We start from the raw sequence: 18,103 nt of genomic DNA, 5'->3' as shown, positions 1-18,103 counted from the left end.
ACATTGCGCAATGAGTTAACGTAGCGTATACTCCAATTAAGGGAGAGATGTATATGAGAAGAATGGGGAAAATTACGATATTCACATGCATTGGATTATTGAGCCTTGCTTTGATTGCTATTCTTGCGATTAGCGCTTTTGTGATCAAGAGACCGGCCACCGCCACCCCCGTAATCACGGAAGTGAAGCCTTATGAGTGGAATAAAGTCAAGCTGGACGGAAATGTCATTTCAAGTGATGGATCAGAGTATTTTATCTGGAATAAAAAGGGAGAGACTAATAACTGGATTATCTTTTTTTCCGGGGGAGGGGCCAGTTGGGATGCCCAAAGCGCCGCGCACCCAATCAAGCTAATGAACTTCATTAAAGGTGGAGATACGGGCAACTATTTCCAGAACATCCCCTTCTATATGCTGACATTGCTGAGAGGTATGATGGATACGGATAACCCTGCCAATCCTTTTCATGGATGGAATGTGGTCTACCTTCCCTATTCGACGGGTGATTTCCATATCGGTAACCGTACGGCTGAATATAAAAAAGAGGACGGCAGTACCTTTACAATGCGTTATAACGGCAGCAATAATGTGCGAAGCAGCCTTGATTGGATATATGCCAACGTGGAAAAGCCCGGCAAACTGCTAATTGCAGGTGAAAGTGCTGGTGGATTCGGGTCCGCCTTCTGGGCTCCGGAGATCGCCTCTCATTACAAAGACTCCGAGATCTTCCAATATTCAGACAGTTCCTTCCTGAAATCAGACAAGTGGCCAAATGTTGTGAATAAGGAATGGCAGGCAGACTTCGTTAAGAATTTTGGGTATACCCCTGAAGCGGATATCATCGGGGCAGCATTTAAAGCGAACGGTCATCTACTGCCTGCGAATACGGTAATATTGCAATCCTACTCGGTATTTGACGAGATTCTGATCCACTTTCAGAACAACATCAACGATTACAAGGGGCCCAGAGATCAACGCATTATTAATGAATGGTCACAGGAAATGCGGCAATCTGTATCTTCTTTAGCTGCCACTTTACCTAATTATTATTACTATCTGACCGACTATGGGCTAAATGCTAAGACGGGTACAACCCCGCACACTTTTGCAACCAGAGAGACCTTCTTTCAGGCTGAACAAGATGGTGTGAAGCTTCTGAAATGGCTAGGTGATGCAGTCAACCATCAGAAACCCTATTCAGTTGGGAGCAAGTTCCTCATGACGTCGAAGCCAGCTCAGAAATAGCACAGAATTAGCGAAATACTCGCACAAGGCAGGAGAGAAAATTAATGAATTTGCGTGAAAAGCAGATGCAAATGACGAGGGAGATCATTAAGGATACAGCGCTCAGCTTGTTCTGTGCTCAAGGTATTGAGCGCACGGATATGGCTCAAATTGCAGAACAAGCCGGGGTCTCCCGGCGCACTTTGTATCATCATTATAAGGACAAAGAAGAATTAGCCGCTCAAATCTATGTCCTTAACCTGGAGCGGATGTTTGGACAGCTGCTGTTTGATTTTGATTTTGAACAGCCGGTACAATCACTGGAGAACATTCTGGATAAATATTTGGCGCTAAGAGATCATCAGGAATCACTGATCTACTATGATGCCATTTTTGGAGTTTACTACAGCACGCTTTCTAAGAATCCTGCAGAACTGCCTGACTTTAAGAAGGCTATGGAAGGCTGGTATTCGCGACTTATACTGCTTGACACAATAGCAGTGGCTCCGGAGGAAAAAAATAAGTGGTTGAACATTCTGCAGAAGTCCACCCACCTGTATTTCATGTATTTACAAAAAGCCGTTATTATTACGCATCAGCGGGGCGGTGTGGTTACGGAGGAAGACCGGGCAACGGACCGACAATTCAAGGATTTCATTATGCATGGCGTACGGCATTCCCGATGATTAAAAGAGTCTTTTCGTAATAGGTTTCATTTCGGTATAATATACCAATCGGTATTCGTACGGCTCTAGTTATATGGAAGGAGCAATGGCTGAAATGGACATTGGCAAATATGAGAATCTAGTTCCGAATGTTTTTTTGTTCGTCGACCGCAGATCCTTCCCGGATTGGGAGATAACGAGGAGCAAAATTGATTTCCATGACCTTACCTTCATTGTGGAAGGGAAATCGAACTATTTTATTAATGGGGAGAAATTTACGGTTGAAGCTGGTGATATGCTCTATGCCCCTTCCGGAAGTATTCGGGAAGCGCAGACCTTTAAGGAGGCACCCATGCGTTCTTTTGCGTTTAATTTCTTCTGGCAGGGGGAGGACAATCATGTGCAGCTCCCTTTTGAGACCGTAACCAAAAACTGGAGAACTAAAGAGATCCTAGCGGACATCAAAGATTTCTCGCATGTATGGATGGACAAACAGCCTTTTTATAAAATGAAGGCCAGAGCCATTTTTCAACTGATCGTATATCGCCTGTTAAGCATAACCCACCACCAAGAGACACCTCTGATCGATCTGAGAATCCAAAAAGTAATGACCTATATTATGGATCATTATTCGGAGGAAGTTGCGATCAAGGAACTAGCTGATTTGGTTGCTTTAAATCCTGTATATCTTGGCAAGCTGTTCAAGCAAAACACCGGTTCCACCTATAAGGAATTCATAAATAAAGTACGGGTGAACAATGCCGAGATGATTCTGTCCGCAGGTGGCTTCAATGTGTCCGAAGTAGCAGAGCACTGTGGTTATCAAGATGTCGCCTACTTCAGTAATGTTTTCAAAAATATCAAGGGTTATCCTCCGTCATCTGCCTTGAAATAACGGAGGACCCTGAACCATTCGGGGATTCAGCCCTTCAATTAGCTCTAACTATGAATTAGTGCGTCCCCCTAGTATAGAAGCTCTCCTCTGGGCCCAAATAGGAATACGGCAGCTCCGCAGCGGACAACACAAGCTTTTGCAGGACCAGGCCCGCATCCAATCCGTAAAAGCGGAGGGTATGGATCCCCTTCGTTAAAGCATGAATGGTGGTCACGGTATGGATATTATTCATAACCGCGCGGCACCACGGTTCATTATCATGATTGCCGCCCGCAAAATCCGTAGGTAAAGCATCCGTAATCACTGCCGTCTGTGCATCGAAGCCTACCGCATATTTTAATCCACTGAACTGTGACAGGTTGTTTGTCGGAGCAATATACGCGGTTAAGCTGTAATCTGCATTCTGCTGTACTAAAACCTGATATTCCAGATAAGGCGCATTCTCCGGCTGTTCAAAAGATACCGTATCCAGAAACATTTTAACCGAGGATAAAGAACGCCCATAGTTAGCAATGGTCTTCCATTCCACCCCTGATTGTGCAACACGACTTGAGGTATGCTCCGCTTCAATGGACACTGTATTATGCGTCTCGATAAAGGTCATCGCTAGCACATCCTGAATGTCAGTGAAGTTCACAGCTACACTAACCTTAACGGTGCCTCCGGCACCAGAGATCGTAATTTCACCCGTCGATGTCTCGCGAACCTTTTCCCAATCTACAGAAACCTGTAAGCTCTCCCCAGCCTTGATCCAACCCGATGTTTTCTCAAGCTTAATCCAAGCTACATTACTTCTTGCCTGATATTCAAAGCCCGCTTCTCCACCGTTGCTGATAGTAATGCAATAGTTTTCTTTTTGCAGATTTGTAAATACCGGAAGCTTTGCCGTCCCCGCAACATACGCTTGCTCCGTACCTTCAACATCAACAATCAATATAGAACCTTTAGCGGGAATCAACGTGCTCACCTCTGGATATTTCCACCCCTCTGCATTCCAGTGAACATACCCGACATGAGGGGAACTCATCATTCCTTGCCATTTTCCTTCTGTAATTCCGCTATTATAAACCTGCTCCAGGTGTTTATCCCTATCGATGGCTTCATGAGTCAGGGTAGCGTAGGTATTGGCCAATACACTGCCTCGTCCAGCATATAGCTCGTTAAGTCCAGCATATATTTGCATTTTGAGCACATTGGCTGATGCAGCAGCAGGGAAATATACAAGCTGGTAGTACGCATCTTTTAATGATTCAGGAATAAGAGCATAGTATTGGTCAGCGGCATTCTCCATCCTAATCGCCTGCTTCAGCACTCTCTGTGCCTCATTGTAATGGATAGGACTGAAGGTTGACGGATAAATAATCTCCGGCTTGCGGCGGCCGTTCATTCGGGTATACTCACTCAGCAATTGCGCGATGCCCAGGCATGTCTCATGTTCCAGTGCATATCCGAACTGCTGCTCTACCCATCGTTTGGTATATTCCTCAGTCCGGTTAATCGCTCCGGTACCCCAAGCTTCAAAATCATAGGCCAATTCCATAAAGTAGGAAATAGGCAATTCCATAGGCTTCAAATCCCCGACGTTCACAATCCATACATCACGGATGCCATAGTCGAATGCCATACACATTTGCTCCCAAACCTTCTCCAGCGGAATCGTGTTTAACCATTCATAGGAATGTGGACCCCCATGATAGTCAAAATGATAGTACATCCCCCACCCTGCACTTCGATCGCGTTCGTGTTCCGTTGGGATTTTGCGGAGATTGCCAAAGTTATCATCTGCCAGCAGGATCGTAACCTCATTCAGGACTTCCCAGTCCTTCAAGCCTTCAACCTCAGCAGTGCCATACCAATACTTCTCCACTTCCTTGTATACGGCTAGAATTTGGGGCGAGTGCTCAAGATTATATTTCTTTAATAATTCTTTTTGCGTAAGGATGATATCCTTCAGCAGGTCAATATTCTCCTGGTCGGAGCCCTCCAGCGCAGAATCACTTTCTCCCCGCATCCCTAGTGTGATTAAATTGTCAAAGTCCTGATTCCGTTTGATTCCATCTTCCCAGAAATCCGTAATAGCTTGTTTGTTTCGGGCAAAATCCCATAAGTTACTTGTTCCATATTGGTTGTATACCTTCTGCCATTCACTGCCTGCCCGAAATAAAGGTTCATGATGGGAGGTTCCCATTATAATGCCGTATTCCTGTGCATGCTGGGCGTTGGCGATTGGATTGCTTTTACCGTTAAGGCTGAATTCGGCACTCCACATCGCTGGCCATAAATAATTCCCCTTTAATCGAAGAATTAGTTCAAACACCTTGTCATAGAAATCTTCATTAAAATCACCAAATCTTTGAGTTACCCAAGAGCCCAAAGACGGCCAGTCGTCATTCAAAAAAATCCCTCTGTATTTAACCGAAGGTTCTTTGGAAATCCTATGTAGCTGGCTATCAGGTAAGATCAAATCTGCTTTTTTCTCTGGTATAACATCTGCCCAATATTTCCACGGACTAACGCCAATTTTTTCAGAGATAGAATAAATCCCGTACATCGTCCCGCGTTTATCGCTTCCCACAATGACGAGCGCCTTGTCCACTCCTGCTGTCGGTTCTTCAACTACCTGAATTTTATAACATTCCCTTTTCCCTTGGATGGCGGACACATCCACTGTCCCTTTCGCAATTAAACGATCAATAAGCTCATTACTGCCGATCGATCCAGCGATTATAACGGTTCCATCCAATGCCTCCAATTGTGTATGTATTTCAGGTTCAACCTCTGTTACCTGTTTAACATCTGCTGCAAAAGACTGAGTCACGCGGCACAAACCGGCATAATCCTTCCCTTTGGGATCCACGTAAATCTTAGCAGCTTTGCCCTGCTTCACAAGGATTAATTCCTGCGTAGGCATGATTATTCTCCCCTTAAGCATCCTATTTTCGTATGACTAGGCACATTATATAAGTAAGCGATTTCAACTTCCATGTGTAAACTAGCAAGTTTTTGTAATTATTAAATGAAACTTTGTTTATTGGTTGAACAATCTAGATAATTGGTGTTACTGTTAACAGGTATTCCCTTGTAACAGAATCATTTCTTTGCAAGCGCATCCATAGCAAGAGAACCTTATAAAGCGAGGATGATCCATATGGAAAAGAATAACGAACTCATTGCAGGCGAACAGATTGAAGGTCCGAAAGCTCCAAAGGACCCGGCTGATCGTAGAAACGGCTTTTTTGTGCTGTATGAAACAGCAATTGAAGCAACAGCAAGACCTGAAGGAAAACCTTCACAAGAAGTTTATCTGGAAGGCAGCTATCTGATCGATAAGACCAGATTTATAGGCGGCGTCACAGATAAAGCAATTCTGGAGCTTCTGGGGAGCAGTGCAGGATTTCGCAAATTAGTCCACAGTATTGGAGTATCCGTGAGAAGGACTAACGCGCAGGAAGATCCAGTCACTTTTTTATTGCAGCACTGGGGCAAAACTAGTAAATATGAAACCGGAAGTTATTTACGTGTACCCTGCCCCGCCGATGGTTCAGAGGTTATTTTGAAGTTAGCAGATAATCCGGGTTCTGAAGAAGATGATGTGCTCGGAAAATTTGCTTTTGAATTTAATCACGCAGGCGAACTGGCGATTGCGAGTGTTATTTTTTATTTGCATGACGGTTATTCTGTTCCAGAGCTAATCCTTGAACCACCAGTTGCTTTTGAATCGAATGAGTACCAAAAGATCATTACACAATCCTTGCTGAACGCTGGCAATAATAAAAGATTAAAAGCTGCCATGAATAAGGCTATAAAGGGCGAGGAAGTCACGATCGCTTATATTGGAGGTTCCATTACTCAAGGAGCCGGTGCTAAGCCGATACACACGGAATGTTATGCCTATCAGTCGTATTTAAGATTTAAAAACTTATTCGGCACAAATGGTGGCGAGAACATCCATTTTGTGAAGGCTGGGGTCGGCGGAACACCCTCCGAGCTTGGCGTCATCCGCTATGAAAGAGATATTCTTAGAGACGGTTCCGTAACACCAGATATCGTGGTAGTGGAATTTGCGGTAAACGACGAAGGGGATGAAACGAAAGGCAATTGTTTTGAAAGCTTATGCTTAAAAATACTTTCCGCCGATCATCAGCCAGCCGTAATCCTTCTGTTCAGTGTGTTTATGAATGACTGGAACCTGCAGGATCGGCTCTCCCCCATTGGCCGCCATTATATTCTTCCTATGGTTAGTGTAAAGGATGCCGTATCCGAGCAGTTCCGCCTGAGTAAAGCTGAAGGCAACATCATCTCGAAACGGCAATTTTTCTATGATATCTATCATCCGACAAATGAGGGTCACCGGGTAATGGCTGATTGTCTCGCTTATTTATTCACCGAAACCCATAAATCACTAATGAATGAAGATGAGATCTTATTGGATCAACGACCGGTTATCGGGAATGATTTTACAGGAACCCTCCTGCTGGATCGAAAAAACTATATTGACGCAGGTAAGATCGAAGTAGGCGGATTTTGGGGGATAGATACCGATTTGCAGCGGGTAGAAATGGATGCTGACTCTCACGGTACTCCGGAATTCCCTCATAATTGGATGCATTCAAGGGCGTCTGGTGAAGAAAGCTTCAAGCTGACAATAACGAGTAAAAATCTCATCCTCGTATACAAGGATTCCGGCAGCAGCGAATTCGGCAAGGCGGATATCTTCGTAGACGGCAGCCTTGCAGTTACTGCTGATCCTCACGTGAACAACTGGACACATTGCAATCCGGTAATTCTATATCAAAACGAAGCTAGCAGTGAGCATCAGATAGAAATCAAAATGGTACCCGAAGATCAGGATAAGTGTTTTACTATACTAGGCTTCGGTTATACCCTTTAATCAGTTGCACCAGTTGCAAGACAGCCCCGATGTATTCTTCATCGGTGCTGTCTTTATTGTATCGCTTGGAATTTAGTCCATTTCCCACTAATATACCGCCAAATAAACAATGCCGCTTTAATCAACCAATCACAATAGACTGCAATCCACGTTGCAAACATATCCATATGAAACCAATATACTAGTGCATAAGCGAACGCAATTCTACAACAAATCATAGTAATCATGCTTACGACCATAGGAAATTTCGCATCTCCTGCCGCCCGAAAGACACTTGGCAGTGCATTTCCAAAAGGCCATATCAGCATCATGACGATTGCATGGCTCCATACGATCATGGTTGCCCATTGCTCCGCTTCCTCTGAAAAATGATACATGCGTAGTAAGCTTGGAAACAAAGCTAGACTTACAACAGAACTAACGATCTGTGCCACATAGATCATGCCAATAATCTTCCTTGTATAATACCTAGCCTGAGCATACTCGCCAGCACCCACACATCTCGAAATCACAACAGACATTCCTAATCCAATAGCCATTCCAGGTAACGCTTGCAAGGAAGCGATCGTACTGCCAACTGAATTTGCTGCAATAGCTGCTGTTCCAAAGGTGGAGACTAAACTCAATATCAATAGCCGTCCAATATAAAACATTCCATTTTCCAGTCCATAAGGTACACCAATTCTCATCATCTGCTTGATCATCTTGCCATCAAATTTATGCCGCAAGGTCTTTTTCAGAGATAAGAGATTCTTTGGGTTAGATACTAGAACAAGAATACAAACTGCAGCCCCTATTCTGGAAAATAACGTTGGAATAGCGATACCTGCCGTTCCCATGTCAAGTCCATATACCATCAAGCCATTCCCTGCTATATTCACAAGGTTCACAACCAACATTATTTGCATGGGTAGTTTGGAGTTCCCCATCGTTCTGAATACGGCTGCACCTGCATTATAAAGCGCTAAAAAAGGAACTGAAACCCCAACAATTAATAAATAAGTATTCGCGTGTCCATACACTTCAGTTGTAATCGTTCCAAATAAACCATGTAAAATAAATCCTTTCAGTAAATAAATCAAAACCATAATCACTAGCCCCACACTACCAACAAACCAAACTAATTGATTCGCTGCTTCTCTAGCCTGATTCTCCCGCTTACTTCCAAGATATTGACCCACAATTACAGTACCTCCAGTAGCGAGCGCTGCAAATATACTAATCAACAGTAACATCACCATTTCTACTAAAGATACACCCGATACTGCTGACTCCCCAACAGAGGCTACCATGACAGAATTCACCAATCCCATCATAGCTTCTAATAATTGCTCTATCATTAAGGGGAGAAATAATTTCTTTAGTTGTAGATTGGAAAATAATAATGGTTTCGTGATTGCAGTTTCTAGTTTGCTCATTTGTTTAACTCCATTTTGTAGTCGTTTTAAGTCACAGAACTCATACTTCCATGGTAGTTTCTAAAGCAATAAATATCTAATGCCTATGATGAATTACGTATCATGCTTAATACGTATCGTTTAATCTGGGAATTCTAGATGTTATTATTAAATGAGGTAACAACAGAGGAGGAATGAACAATCATGGATGTTCGTGTTCTCAGATATTTTTTAACAGTGGCTAAGATTGGCAATATAACAAAAGCAGCAGAAATCCTCCACATTACCCAGCCCACTCTAAGCAGACAGCTAATGGATCTGGAAGAAGAATTGGATACCCGCTTGTTTATTCGGGGAAAACGGCAGATTACTCTAACAGACAGTGGACTTCTGTTTCAACAACGAGTAAAAGAGATCGTTTCACTACTAGATAAAACAGAAAGAGATCTGGCAGAACAAAAAGATTTGCTTGGTGGAGTTGTTTCTATCGGATGTGTGGAGTCCACTGTATCCAGGGCGTTGCCGGAGTTATTAGAGGAATTTTCCAGTCGACACCCTAGGGTACAATATGAATTGTATAGTGCGGATGGGGATGATATTCGGGAGAAGCTGGACCGAGGTAATATTGACATAGGTATATTATTAGAGCCCATTGAAGCCGCTAAATATGATTATATTCGCTTGCCTTATCAGGAACAGTGGGGAATTCTGATGCGACGAGATGATCTTCTCGCCCAGAAGTCTTCTATTGGTATTCAGGATATTCTTACTTTACCGCTAATCCTACCTCGACGTACCATTGTGCAAAATGAGATTGCAAGCTGGCTTGGGGTCGAGAATGAGAGTCTTCGTATCTTTGCCTCACATAATCTTTTGACAAACGCCATGCTTCTAGTAGAACGAAAGCTTGGCTATGCCATTTGTGTGAGTGGCTCATATTCTATCCGGGAAAGTGAACGTACTTGTTTTGTTCCATTTGAACCTGAACGAACTACAAGTCATGTTTTGGCTTGGAAAAAAAATAATTTATTCAGCTCAGCCACTGCACATTTTATTCAATTTATAAAGGATACCTATAGTGCATAACATACTGAATAACCCGCTTAGTAAGCGGGTTATTGCTGTTATATGGACAGAATTGCTCTCATTCTTGCTCTCCTTACTCCAGCTCGGTCCCTATCCCTTTTTCCCTCGCCTTGTTTACGTAATACACCGCTGTAGCGATATCAAAGACGGCCATCCCCATCGGGCAAAAGAAGATCGGTTCATCTTCGCCGAATTCATCTAGGCTGTGGCGTAAGACAACATCGGTAATCATCTGGGTGTCAGCACGAGTGAGCCCCTGCTCCAAATGAAGCTGCTCAATATCCGTATTCTCACGGCACACTTCATCCCAATCGTCGACGATAATGGCTTTTAACGAAGCTAACGCCTCCGGCTTATAATCGCGCAGTGAAACATTCAACAGAAGACTACCTTTTTCAGGATACAGATCGATATACCGATGTTCGGATACAGTACAAGTAATAAAGATATTCGAATGCTGATAAACGTCCGCCCACGTCTTAGCCACTTCCATCCTATCTCTAAAGAGAGATGAGATTCCTGATAAGTCTACTCCCTTGATATCGAAAATCCGGATACGTTCGACTCGATCCCCGTACAAAGCCGTAACCATTTGACAATGATACTGCCCAATTGGTCCCCAGCCGATAATGCCTAGATGAATCCGCTCCACTGAACGCACCAGCAAAAAGTAACGAATCATCAGTCCGCTGATGGAAGCCGTCCTAATAATACTGGGAAGCGGAGAGTTCAAGACGGCTGAAGGCTGGCCTGTACTTGGTTCATTCAATACAATGATGCTATGCGCGCGAGGAAGATCAGCCTCAATATTATCTGGGAAGCTAGAAATCCACTTTATCCCTGCCGCGTTCACCTCTCCCCCTACGTAAGCGGGCATTGCAATAATCCGGTTTTGTGGACTCTTATACCTTAGGTAGGGCTTTATCGGCTGGACATAATCACCTGAATCGATGATACCCACAGCAGTCTCTACCGATTCCACAAGAATAGGCCAATCAACACCTACTGCCCGTATATCTCGATCATTTAAGTACAGCATACCGTCACCTCCTTATGAAACATATCGTTTCTTACATCTCAGTGAGATCACCACATTCAGCCAACAGCTCCTGACCGAATTGGTTCTGAATCCATGAGTCAGAATATACGGTATCTAGGTAACGCTCTCCCTTATCATGCAGTATGACTGCGCAGACAGCTCCCGGAGTCAATTCTGGCTCCATCTGCTTAACGGCGTCAATGATTCCCCCGGAGGATGCGCCAGCCAGGATGGATTCGTTCTGTGCCAACATCCGGCAACCTTTTACGATATCCGAATCCGAGACATGCACGATATGGTCGATTATATCTGTTCTGCAAAAAGGTGGCACGATGCCTGCACCCAGTCCCGGGAAGCGCCGTGTACTCTTATTTCCGCCAAAAACCGCACTTCCCTCTGCATCAACAGCCACGATCTTGGTCCGAAGTCCGTGATCTCTTGCGTATTCCGCAAGACCCCGTATGGTTCCGCATGTACTAACGCTGCAAAATAAATAATCCACTCGTTCAAGAACAGTCACGATTTCTTTCATTGTCGTATGGTAGTGAGCTAAATAATTATTTGCGTTTGCATACTGATTCGGCCAGTAGCTGCCCGGTATTTCCGCCAATAACTGCTGCACACGTTTCAGTCTAGCAGGAAGAAACTCTCCTGTTACGGGATCGGGATTGGCGACATAGTCGATTTTAGCATCCAACGCCTTCAGAATTTGCAGATTCGTTTCCGTAGTTCTTGGATCAATAACGCTGATAAAACGCATCCCCAAATACTTACAAATCATGGCCAAGCTGATCGCCATATTACCAGAGCTCGATTCAATGATGGTGGTTCCCGGGCCTATTGTTCCTTCCTTCCATGCCTCTTGGATCATCCGCAGGGCGGGACGATCTTTGGCGCTTCCCCCCGGGTTCATCAGCTCCATTTTTGCATAGACGTCAAACTCACTTTTATAGAACAAGCTCTTCAGCTTGATTAAGGGTGTATTTCCGATAGTCGACAAAATACCGTCAGTGAAGGCCATCTCTGCGCGATCTTTATCTTTCTGGTAATATAGCTTTTTGTTCTTAACCTTTCCGCTGTCCATCGGCTCGTCTTTGCCTACTATAATGACCTCAATATCGTCCAGCAGATGGTTTCGAATCATCATGCCGATTTCCGGAATGCATTCCCTAATTTCCTCTTTGATCTTCGGGACAATGGTGTTATCCGCAGATTTACTTTTGATATAAACGGTCAGCGCATTCTTCCTCACTTTGACCCGAATGATCGCATCTTCAAGATGTCGGTATACGACCTGTTCGATATCGTACAGGCTTATTTTCTCCCCGTGCTTCAGCTCCCGACCCACCCGTTTGACGATGGAACTAAAGCTCTGCTTCTCCACACCATCTATCATCACAGACCTAAAGTCCCTTACAACATCATAGGTAACGAAACGAATAGCTGGCAGCATTTTGCGAACCATGGAGGTAAGAACAAGAACACTTTCATCATTACTAAGCGGACTTAGTTCTTCGCCAATCTCCTGCGCCCCGACCCCTTCCGCAAAAATCCCATCAGCAAAAATATACCTGCCAAGATCATGTGAATAATAAGCAATCGTGCCTATTTCAATAGAGCCATACGTATCAATGATGTCGCGCGGTTCAAGACCGAACAGACGGGCCATATTCCGCTGCCAACCTAATGAGGCGATTTCCCCAACCAAAATAATCTTTCGGATTCCAAAAGCCCGCGGATCTCTAGTAGCATGTACGATATGATCAAGGATGGAAGGCATTGTGTAGAGTAAGTCAGGCTTGAAGGTTTGAAGCTGTTCAATATGCTGCTCGATCGGCAATTCGAAGGGAATTGAATGATGTTCCAATCCTAACCGCTCAAAAATGGACAGTGCAGTGTTCGCCGCATGCCCAGTACCCATATCCGCCAAAGCGCTAACACATCCGCTTCCCGCAATAAGATCACCGTACAGCTTCGTTTTAATATCTATATAGTGCTTATCGTCTTCCTTAGAGTAAAGTATAGCTTTTCGACGGCCAGTGCTTGTACCCGAAGTCAAATATACGGTCAAAGAAGGATCAAAAGGTTGATTATAATAATAAGTATCTAGCGTTGTCGACGTCATAAGCGGAAGCGTCTCTAAGCTATAATTCGCTCTTTCGCCGCCGATCAGCCCCTTATACCAGGGAAATGCCTCAATTACTTCAAGTAACTTATCCTGCAATTTGTCTTTGTCGAGCAGCATGATGGCCGCCTCCTGTTGACCGCAAGCTGCAGCCCATAGATAAATACCTACCATAATCATATGTAGAATTCTTTCAGTGTGTTCTACAATTCGGTGGTTGCCCAATCAAAAGCTGAGGCATTTCCGTAATATAGCCTATGGATCTTTTGAGACGGAGGGACAAAATGATGAAGCAGATAAGCCGTATATCCAATAAGCTGACGAAGACAAGGGTGCTGGTTAGAAATCAAGAGTTAAATAAACATGTCCCGCTTACAAGAAAAATGGATAAGAACACTCTCTATGAAATGCTACAAAAATATAAGATGGTGTACATTAAGCCTTGCTGCGGATCTTTAGGACAGGGCGTGATACGGGTTGAACTTACTCGTGCACAATACAGCTATCAGTCCGGTACCCACGTACACAAATTCTCTAATTACGACACGGCATATCGGGCCCTCTTACGAGAAGCCCAAGGGAAGTCCTATTTAGTTCAAAAGGGGATCAGGCTGTTGGTGTACGATGGCCGCCCATTCGATATCCGGGTGATGGTGCAGCGGAATTCTAAGGGTGGGTGGGAAGCAACAGGGGTTGCAGGACGCGTGGCGCATCCTCGCAAAGTAGTTACAAACGGGAGTCAAGGAGGAACGATTTATCCGGTTGAGGAATTATTGAAAGCCTACACAAGCACAGAGAATTGTACAATATTGATCCGATCCCTGAAGCAAATTGGAGTGAAATCCGCCAGACAGCTTAGCACTGTCTATCCCGGCCTTCAGGAAATCGGTGTAGATATTGCCTTAGATCAACGTCTCAAGCCATGGATCTTGGAAGTGAATACGGCTCCTGATCCGTGCCCGTTTACTAAGCTGAAAGACACCCGTATGATTGACCGAATTGTCAGATATGCAAAAGTATACGGTCGCACATACAATCTTAAGTGCATGAAATCAAAACAGGGTGTCGTGTGAAGCATAGTAGAATCCATGTACCGCGGCGAACTGTGAATTTACAAGTCCACAGCTCGCTTTTTGTACGGAGTATAGGGTCTGTGTATTCAGAGGATAGACGAAAAAAGACGAGAAATCCCCTCTTTAAATTTGATTATAAGGGACCTTTCTCTATAACGCTCAGGGGTAAGCTCTGTACTTAACTGGCTATCTTCCTGAAACAATTCTTGAAGCTGTTTAGCAACTTGCTCATCATAAACAATTGCATTAACTTCGAAATTGAGTCTAAAGCTCCGGGAATCAATGTTCATTGTCCCTACGGACGCTACTTCTTCATCTACCACAATCGTCTTGGCATGCAAGAAACCATTTTCATATAACAGAATTTTCGCTCCATAATTCAATAATTCACCTGCATACGCCCAAGTTGCCCAGTAAACAAAAGGGTGGTCAGGCTTATTTGGAATCATAATCCGTACATCCACACCGGATAGGAGTGCAATTTTACATGCATCCATAAAACTACTATCTGGAATGAAGTATGGCGTCTGAATATATACACTCCGTTTGGCGTTCAAGATCAGCTTAATATACATGTTTTTCAGATGCTCAACTAGCGAGTTAGGACCACTAGACACAATTTGAGCGGGACTTGATCCGTCATGACTTCCAGTAGTAAAGGAAAATTGATCGAAGCTTACCTGCTCGTGTTTCCGGGCATGTTTCCAATCCAGAAGAAACCTGCCTTGAATTTGATTAACGGAACCACCCTTCATTCTAAAATGTGTATCCCGCCAATATCCAAACTTTTTATCTATCCCTAAGTATTCATTTCCCACATTAAATCCACCAATATAAGCAATTTCCCCATCGATGATACATAGTTTTCTATGATTTCGATTATTCATTCGAAAATTTATCGGTCTAAGCAGTGATGGAAAGAATACCTCTACTTCTCCACCAGCAGAAAGTAGTTCTTTAAAGAACTTAAGAGAAAGTCTCTTGGAGCCGATTTCGTCATAGAGAACCCTCACTTTTACGCCTTCTTTGGCTTTTTTAGTTAATTCATCTCTTAATTTTGTCCCTAAATCATCAGGCTGGATGATATAATATTGAATGTTGACCTCTTTTTTGGCATTTCTAATATCATTAAATAAAGAGTCAAACTTTTGTTTACCATCGTTAAAAATAGCTATCTCGTTATCTGTTGTCATTAGCGCATTCGATGAAACAAGGTTCATATGAATTAAATCAGCATATTTCGTTAACAAAGCGTTCTGATTCTCGCGTTGATCCTTTAATGTAGCCAATTGATGATCTACAGTTGATTGTAGATATTTACTTTCTTCAGCTGAAAGGCCAAAGAAATTCTTTTTTGCTAAATTACGACCAAGAAAGAGATAAATAATAAAACCCAAAATGGGAATGAAATAAAAAACCATAAGCCACGCCCAAGTATAACCAATATCTCTCCTCTCAAAAAATAAAAAACCAGCAGAGAGCAATATGTTTATAATCATAACAAATGAAAGTATCCACGTGACCAGACTGCCGTTGTCCATAAGGAGTTCCTGCCTTTCTTATCTTTCTATAGATGTCGGTATTTCTAGTTTTGCCAAAAGTCAGTTTATTCATCGTCTGATAAATCAATACTTCTGTAAATGACTAGATAGAGTACTATAGCATAATTGTCCATCTAAGAAAACATTTGATAAAAAACTCAATAATTAAAAGATAAAATCATAAAAATCCACATAAAAACAATAGCCCTAGTGCAGTAGTTCTGCATCAGGGCTATTGTTGTGACTTTTCAATTAGTGTGAGAAATATTCAACCAACTCATTATATATTAAGAACGATTTCTCTCCCAAAATGAGTGACAATGGTTAACGTTCCCTCGCTGAACTTAACTTTCAAATCTTGCTCAGGTGAATGCTTGAGGACCTCATCAGCTTGATCAGCCTGAATATCCAAAGCCCCCTCTGAGGGACAACCATAGACGGCCGAAGCGAGCCAATGAATTCCCGGCTCAAGGGTGCTCGTCAGCATCGGCAGCACCGTTCGAGGGTGAAGCAGGTTCGTATTGGCGTTCGGCCAGACCAGCTCACCCTTCCGACAACCTAGCAAATCCTTGATTGCGCTGGTTCCCCAAGCAGTGGAGGCCATCGCACCAGCCACATCGATCTTCGATATCATTTCATTCTCTTGACCAAGTGCGAATCCACCCTCTGCGGTATCCAGCGACCGTCCAGTTTCGACTCGATGAATCCGAATATGCCAAGGAAGTCCGGCGACAACCCAAGTCTGAACCTCGACATTGGCCCACGGTTTCCAGACGGAACGAAGGACGTTGTCTATCATCTCAGACTCTATATTCTGGCGTCGTACCCGGTATAAGTTGTCTCCGACCTCGCTCATCGCAAGCATAGCGTCGAACGCTCCTTGGGAGAGCCCCCATTCAGAGCGGGGCACGCTGAAGCCGAAGCCTGTTGAATACACGAATTTTTCGTATTTGGCCGAGGTGTGGGTATGTTCATTCGTGTATAAATGTCCGCTATTGAAGGCCGCTACATGACCGGAAGCGTGCTCGCGGACGGTGACAAGATGTGCAGGCTTCTGAACCATGACAGCCGGAATGGACGGTAGCGGCAGTTCCTCTTCCTTCCAGAACGGATGATCCGCCCCTAGAGCCAGCGGCAAGAAAGTCTTTAACGCCCAATACGGAGATCCGGGGGCATTGTAATTCTCCGCCATGACCAGATTCGGGTAAGTATATCCGATGGTCAGTACGCCATCGGCGTCAACAATCGGCTGACTGAACCACCAACGCAGATTTCGCAGCACTAGACCTTTTACCACACCAGCAGAAAATCCTTCAACATCTGCATAGGCAACGGCGCTCCAAAATGCCGACTGGGCAAAGCGGTAAGTCAAGCTACGCCCATAAGGAAGTGCGGAGCCGTCGGGTGCGAACCAGCCGATGAATTCAGCAGCAAACAATCGAGCCCGTTCTTTGAACACACGGGAACGTTCGGGGTCTTCCTGTTCCATCAGCTTTGCGTACAGCAGTGCATAGTAATGAATAGCAAAAGGTACGTAATAATCGCTGTGACCATTAATCCCGTCGCTGTACCAGCCCTCTCCCAAATAGAAATCATCCATGCGCTTTAAATTGCTCTCCAGTTGTCCTGCGTCGTAGGGACGACCGATTTTGCGGAATCCGATATTGACTAGAACGTTAAAGAACAGCCAATTGCAATCATAGCAAGGATGGGCGTTTATTTGATTCAGCCAACGGTATAATTGATCCTGCTCATTCGGAGCAAGTGGCAACCAAATCTGTTCCGGAATGGCTGCCAATGCGAAGCCGAAGACCGCCATTTCGACCAAACGCTGATCGTAATCCTTCACCTCTCCCCAATATTCTTCATGAGAAGGATCGGTGCCATGCCGAATGCCATCCAGCACGATGTCCCAGAGTTCGCTGTCTCCACCACCAATGAGCAGGGGTACCAAACCCCACAACACCCGCGAGAAACCTTCCATTTCAGCAGTTGCTGCCGAATAGCTCGCCCCTGTTTTGCCAATTTTAAGTCGTGAGCCACCTTTGCTGTAGAACGGCCGAAGTGGATCCGTAAGCTGCTCAAGAGCGATCACCAGATCCTCACGGGTCTTCAGCGGATTACCGCCAATACGAGAAAATGATTTCTCATTGTTCATCATAATCACC

The 18,103-nt window shown here is 44.2% G+C and carries 12 protein-coding genes; 6 read left to right on the top strand and 6 right to left on the bottom strand.

From position 1 onward, the window contains the following. Positions 1-53 precede the first annotated feature (53 nt). From MKY99_RS10660 to MKY99_RS10650, 3 genes are all read left to right on the top strand, one after another. Positions 54-1,244, top strand: a complete 1,191-nt coding sequence (locus tag MKY99_RS10660; protein ID WP_339247092.1) for a pectin acetylesterase-family hydrolase — start codon at positions 54-56, stop codon at positions 1,242-1,244. A gap of 44 nt (positions 1,245-1,288) precedes the next feature. Next, positions 1,289-1,909: a TetR/AcrR family transcriptional regulator gene (locus tag MKY99_RS10655; RefSeq protein WP_052404243.1), complete on the top strand. Its 621-nt coding sequence runs from the start codon at positions 1,289-1,291 to the stop codon at positions 1,907-1,909. Between the two features lie 94 nt (positions 1,910-2,003). Continuing rightward, positions 2,004-2,783, top strand: coding sequence for a helix-turn-helix domain-containing protein (locus MKY99_RS10650; RefSeq protein ID WP_339270378.1), 780 nt, complete (start codon positions 2,004-2,006; stop codon positions 2,781-2,783). A 55-nt stretch (positions 2,784-2,838) separates the two neighbouring features. Here the strand turns inward: MKY99_RS10650 and MKY99_RS10645 are convergent, their stop codons facing one another. Beyond that, the gene (locus MKY99_RS10645; protein ID WP_339270376.1) at positions 2,839-5,694 is read right to left on the bottom strand and encodes a glycosyl hydrolase 115 family protein; all 2,856 of its coding nucleotides are present in this window, start codon (positions 5,692-5,694) and stop codon (positions 2,839-2,841) included. 237 nt (positions 5,695-5,931) lie between these two features. Here MKY99_RS10645 and MKY99_RS10640 point away from each other — a divergent pair, with 237 nt between their 5' ends. Next, positions 5,932-7,674: an SGNH/GDSL hydrolase family protein gene (locus tag MKY99_RS10640; RefSeq protein ID WP_339270374.1), complete on the top strand. Its 1,743-nt coding sequence runs from the start codon at positions 5,932-5,934 to the stop codon at positions 7,672-7,674. Between the two features lie 53 nt (positions 7,675-7,727). Here MKY99_RS10640 and MKY99_RS10635 read toward each other — a convergent pair whose 3' ends face one another. Then, a complete protein-coding gene (locus tag MKY99_RS10635) occupies positions 7,728-9,092 on the bottom strand; it encodes an MATE family efflux transporter (RefSeq protein WP_339270372.1) in 1,365 nt (454 codons plus the stop codon). Positions 9,093-9,275: 183 nt separating this feature from the next. Between MKY99_RS10635 and MKY99_RS10630 the strand changes: the two genes are divergently transcribed. Continuing rightward, the gene (locus MKY99_RS10630; protein ID WP_339270370.1) at positions 9,276-10,157 is read left to right on the top strand and encodes a LysR family transcriptional regulator; all 882 of its coding nucleotides are present in this window, start codon (positions 9,276-9,278) and stop codon (positions 10,155-10,157) included. A gap of 73 nt (positions 10,158-10,230) precedes the next feature. Here MKY99_RS10630 and MKY99_RS10625 read toward each other — a convergent pair whose 3' ends face one another. Then, on the bottom strand, positions 10,231-11,196 hold the full coding sequence (locus tag MKY99_RS10625; protein WP_339270367.1) for a 2,3-diaminopropionate biosynthesis protein SbnB: 966 nt from the start codon (positions 11,194-11,196) through the stop codon (positions 10,231-10,233). 31 nt (positions 11,197-11,227) lie between these two features. Further along, entirely contained in the window at positions 11,228-13,501 is a 2,274-nt protein-coding gene (sbnA, locus tag MKY99_RS10620; protein WP_339270365.1) for a 2,3-diaminopropionate biosynthesis protein SbnA, read from the bottom strand. Between the two features lie 104 nt (positions 13,502-13,605). Between sbnA and MKY99_RS10615 the strand changes: the two genes are divergently transcribed. Continuing rightward, complete coding sequence (locus tag MKY99_RS10615; RefSeq protein ID WP_339270363.1) at positions 13,606-14,394, top strand: YheC/YheD family protein; 789 nt, start codon at positions 13,606-13,608, stop codon at positions 14,392-14,394. An 86-nt stretch (positions 14,395-14,480) separates the two neighbouring features. On the opposite strand, the gene cls is transcribed toward MKY99_RS10615, so the two are convergent. Beyond that, positions 14,481-15,935: a cardiolipin synthase gene (gene cls, locus MKY99_RS10610; protein WP_339270362.1), complete on the bottom strand. Its 1,455-nt coding sequence runs from the start codon at positions 15,933-15,935 to the stop codon at positions 14,481-14,483. 280 nt (positions 15,936-16,215) lie between these two features. After that, positions 16,216-18,096: a DUF2264 domain-containing protein gene (locus MKY99_RS10605; RefSeq protein ID WP_339270361.1), complete on the bottom strand. Its 1,881-nt coding sequence runs from the start codon at positions 18,094-18,096 to the stop codon at positions 16,216-16,218. Positions 18,097-18,103 lie beyond the last annotated feature (7 nt).

Source organism: Paenibacillus sp. FSL R5-0470, from assembly GCF_037975205.1.
GTDB lineage: Bacteria > Bacillota > Bacilli > Paenibacillales > Paenibacillaceae > Paenibacillus_AQ.
This window is presented reverse-complemented; position numbering and strand designations above follow the sequence as displayed.

Coding starts and splice junctions, on each gene's coding strand:
- MKY99_RS10605 (WP_339270361.1), bottom strand. CDS start 18,096: ATGATGAACAATGAGAAATCATTTTCTCGTATTGGCGGTAATCCGCTG.
- MKY99_RS10635 (WP_339270372.1), bottom strand. CDS start 9,092: ATGAGCAAACTAGAAACTGCAATCACGAAACCATTATTATTTTCCAAT.
- MKY99_RS10660 (WP_339247092.1), top strand. CDS start 54: ATGAGAAGAATGGGGAAAATTACGATATTCACATGCATTGGATTATTG.
- MKY99_RS10650 (WP_339270378.1), top strand. CDS start 2,004: ATGGACATTGGCAAATATGAGAATCTAGTTCCGAATGTTTTTTTGTTC.
- sbnA (WP_339270365.1), bottom strand. CDS start 13,501: ATGATTATGGTAGGTATTTATCTATGGGCTGCAGCTTGCGGTCAACAG.
- MKY99_RS10615 (WP_339270363.1), top strand. CDS start 13,606: ATGATGAAGCAGATAAGCCGTATATCCAATAAGCTGACGAAGACAAGG.
- cls (WP_339270362.1), bottom strand. CDS start 15,935: ATGGACAACGGCAGTCTGGTCACGTGGATACTTTCATTTGTTATGATT.
- MKY99_RS10625 (WP_339270367.1), bottom strand. CDS start 11,196: ATGCTGTACTTAAATGATCGAGATATACGGGCAGTAGGTGTTGATTGG.
- MKY99_RS10655 (WP_052404243.1), top strand. CDS start 1,289: ATGAATTTGCGTGAAAAGCAGATGCAAATGACGAGGGAGATCATTAAG.
- MKY99_RS10645 (WP_339270376.1), bottom strand. CDS start 5,694: ATGCCTACGCAGGAATTAATCCTTGTGAAGCAGGGCAAAGCTGCTAAG.
- MKY99_RS10630 (WP_339270370.1), top strand. CDS start 9,276: ATGGATGTTCGTGTTCTCAGATATTTTTTAACAGTGGCTAAGATTGGC.
- MKY99_RS10640 (WP_339270374.1), top strand. CDS start 5,932: ATGGAAAAGAATAACGAACTCATTGCAGGCGAACAGATTGAAGGTCCG.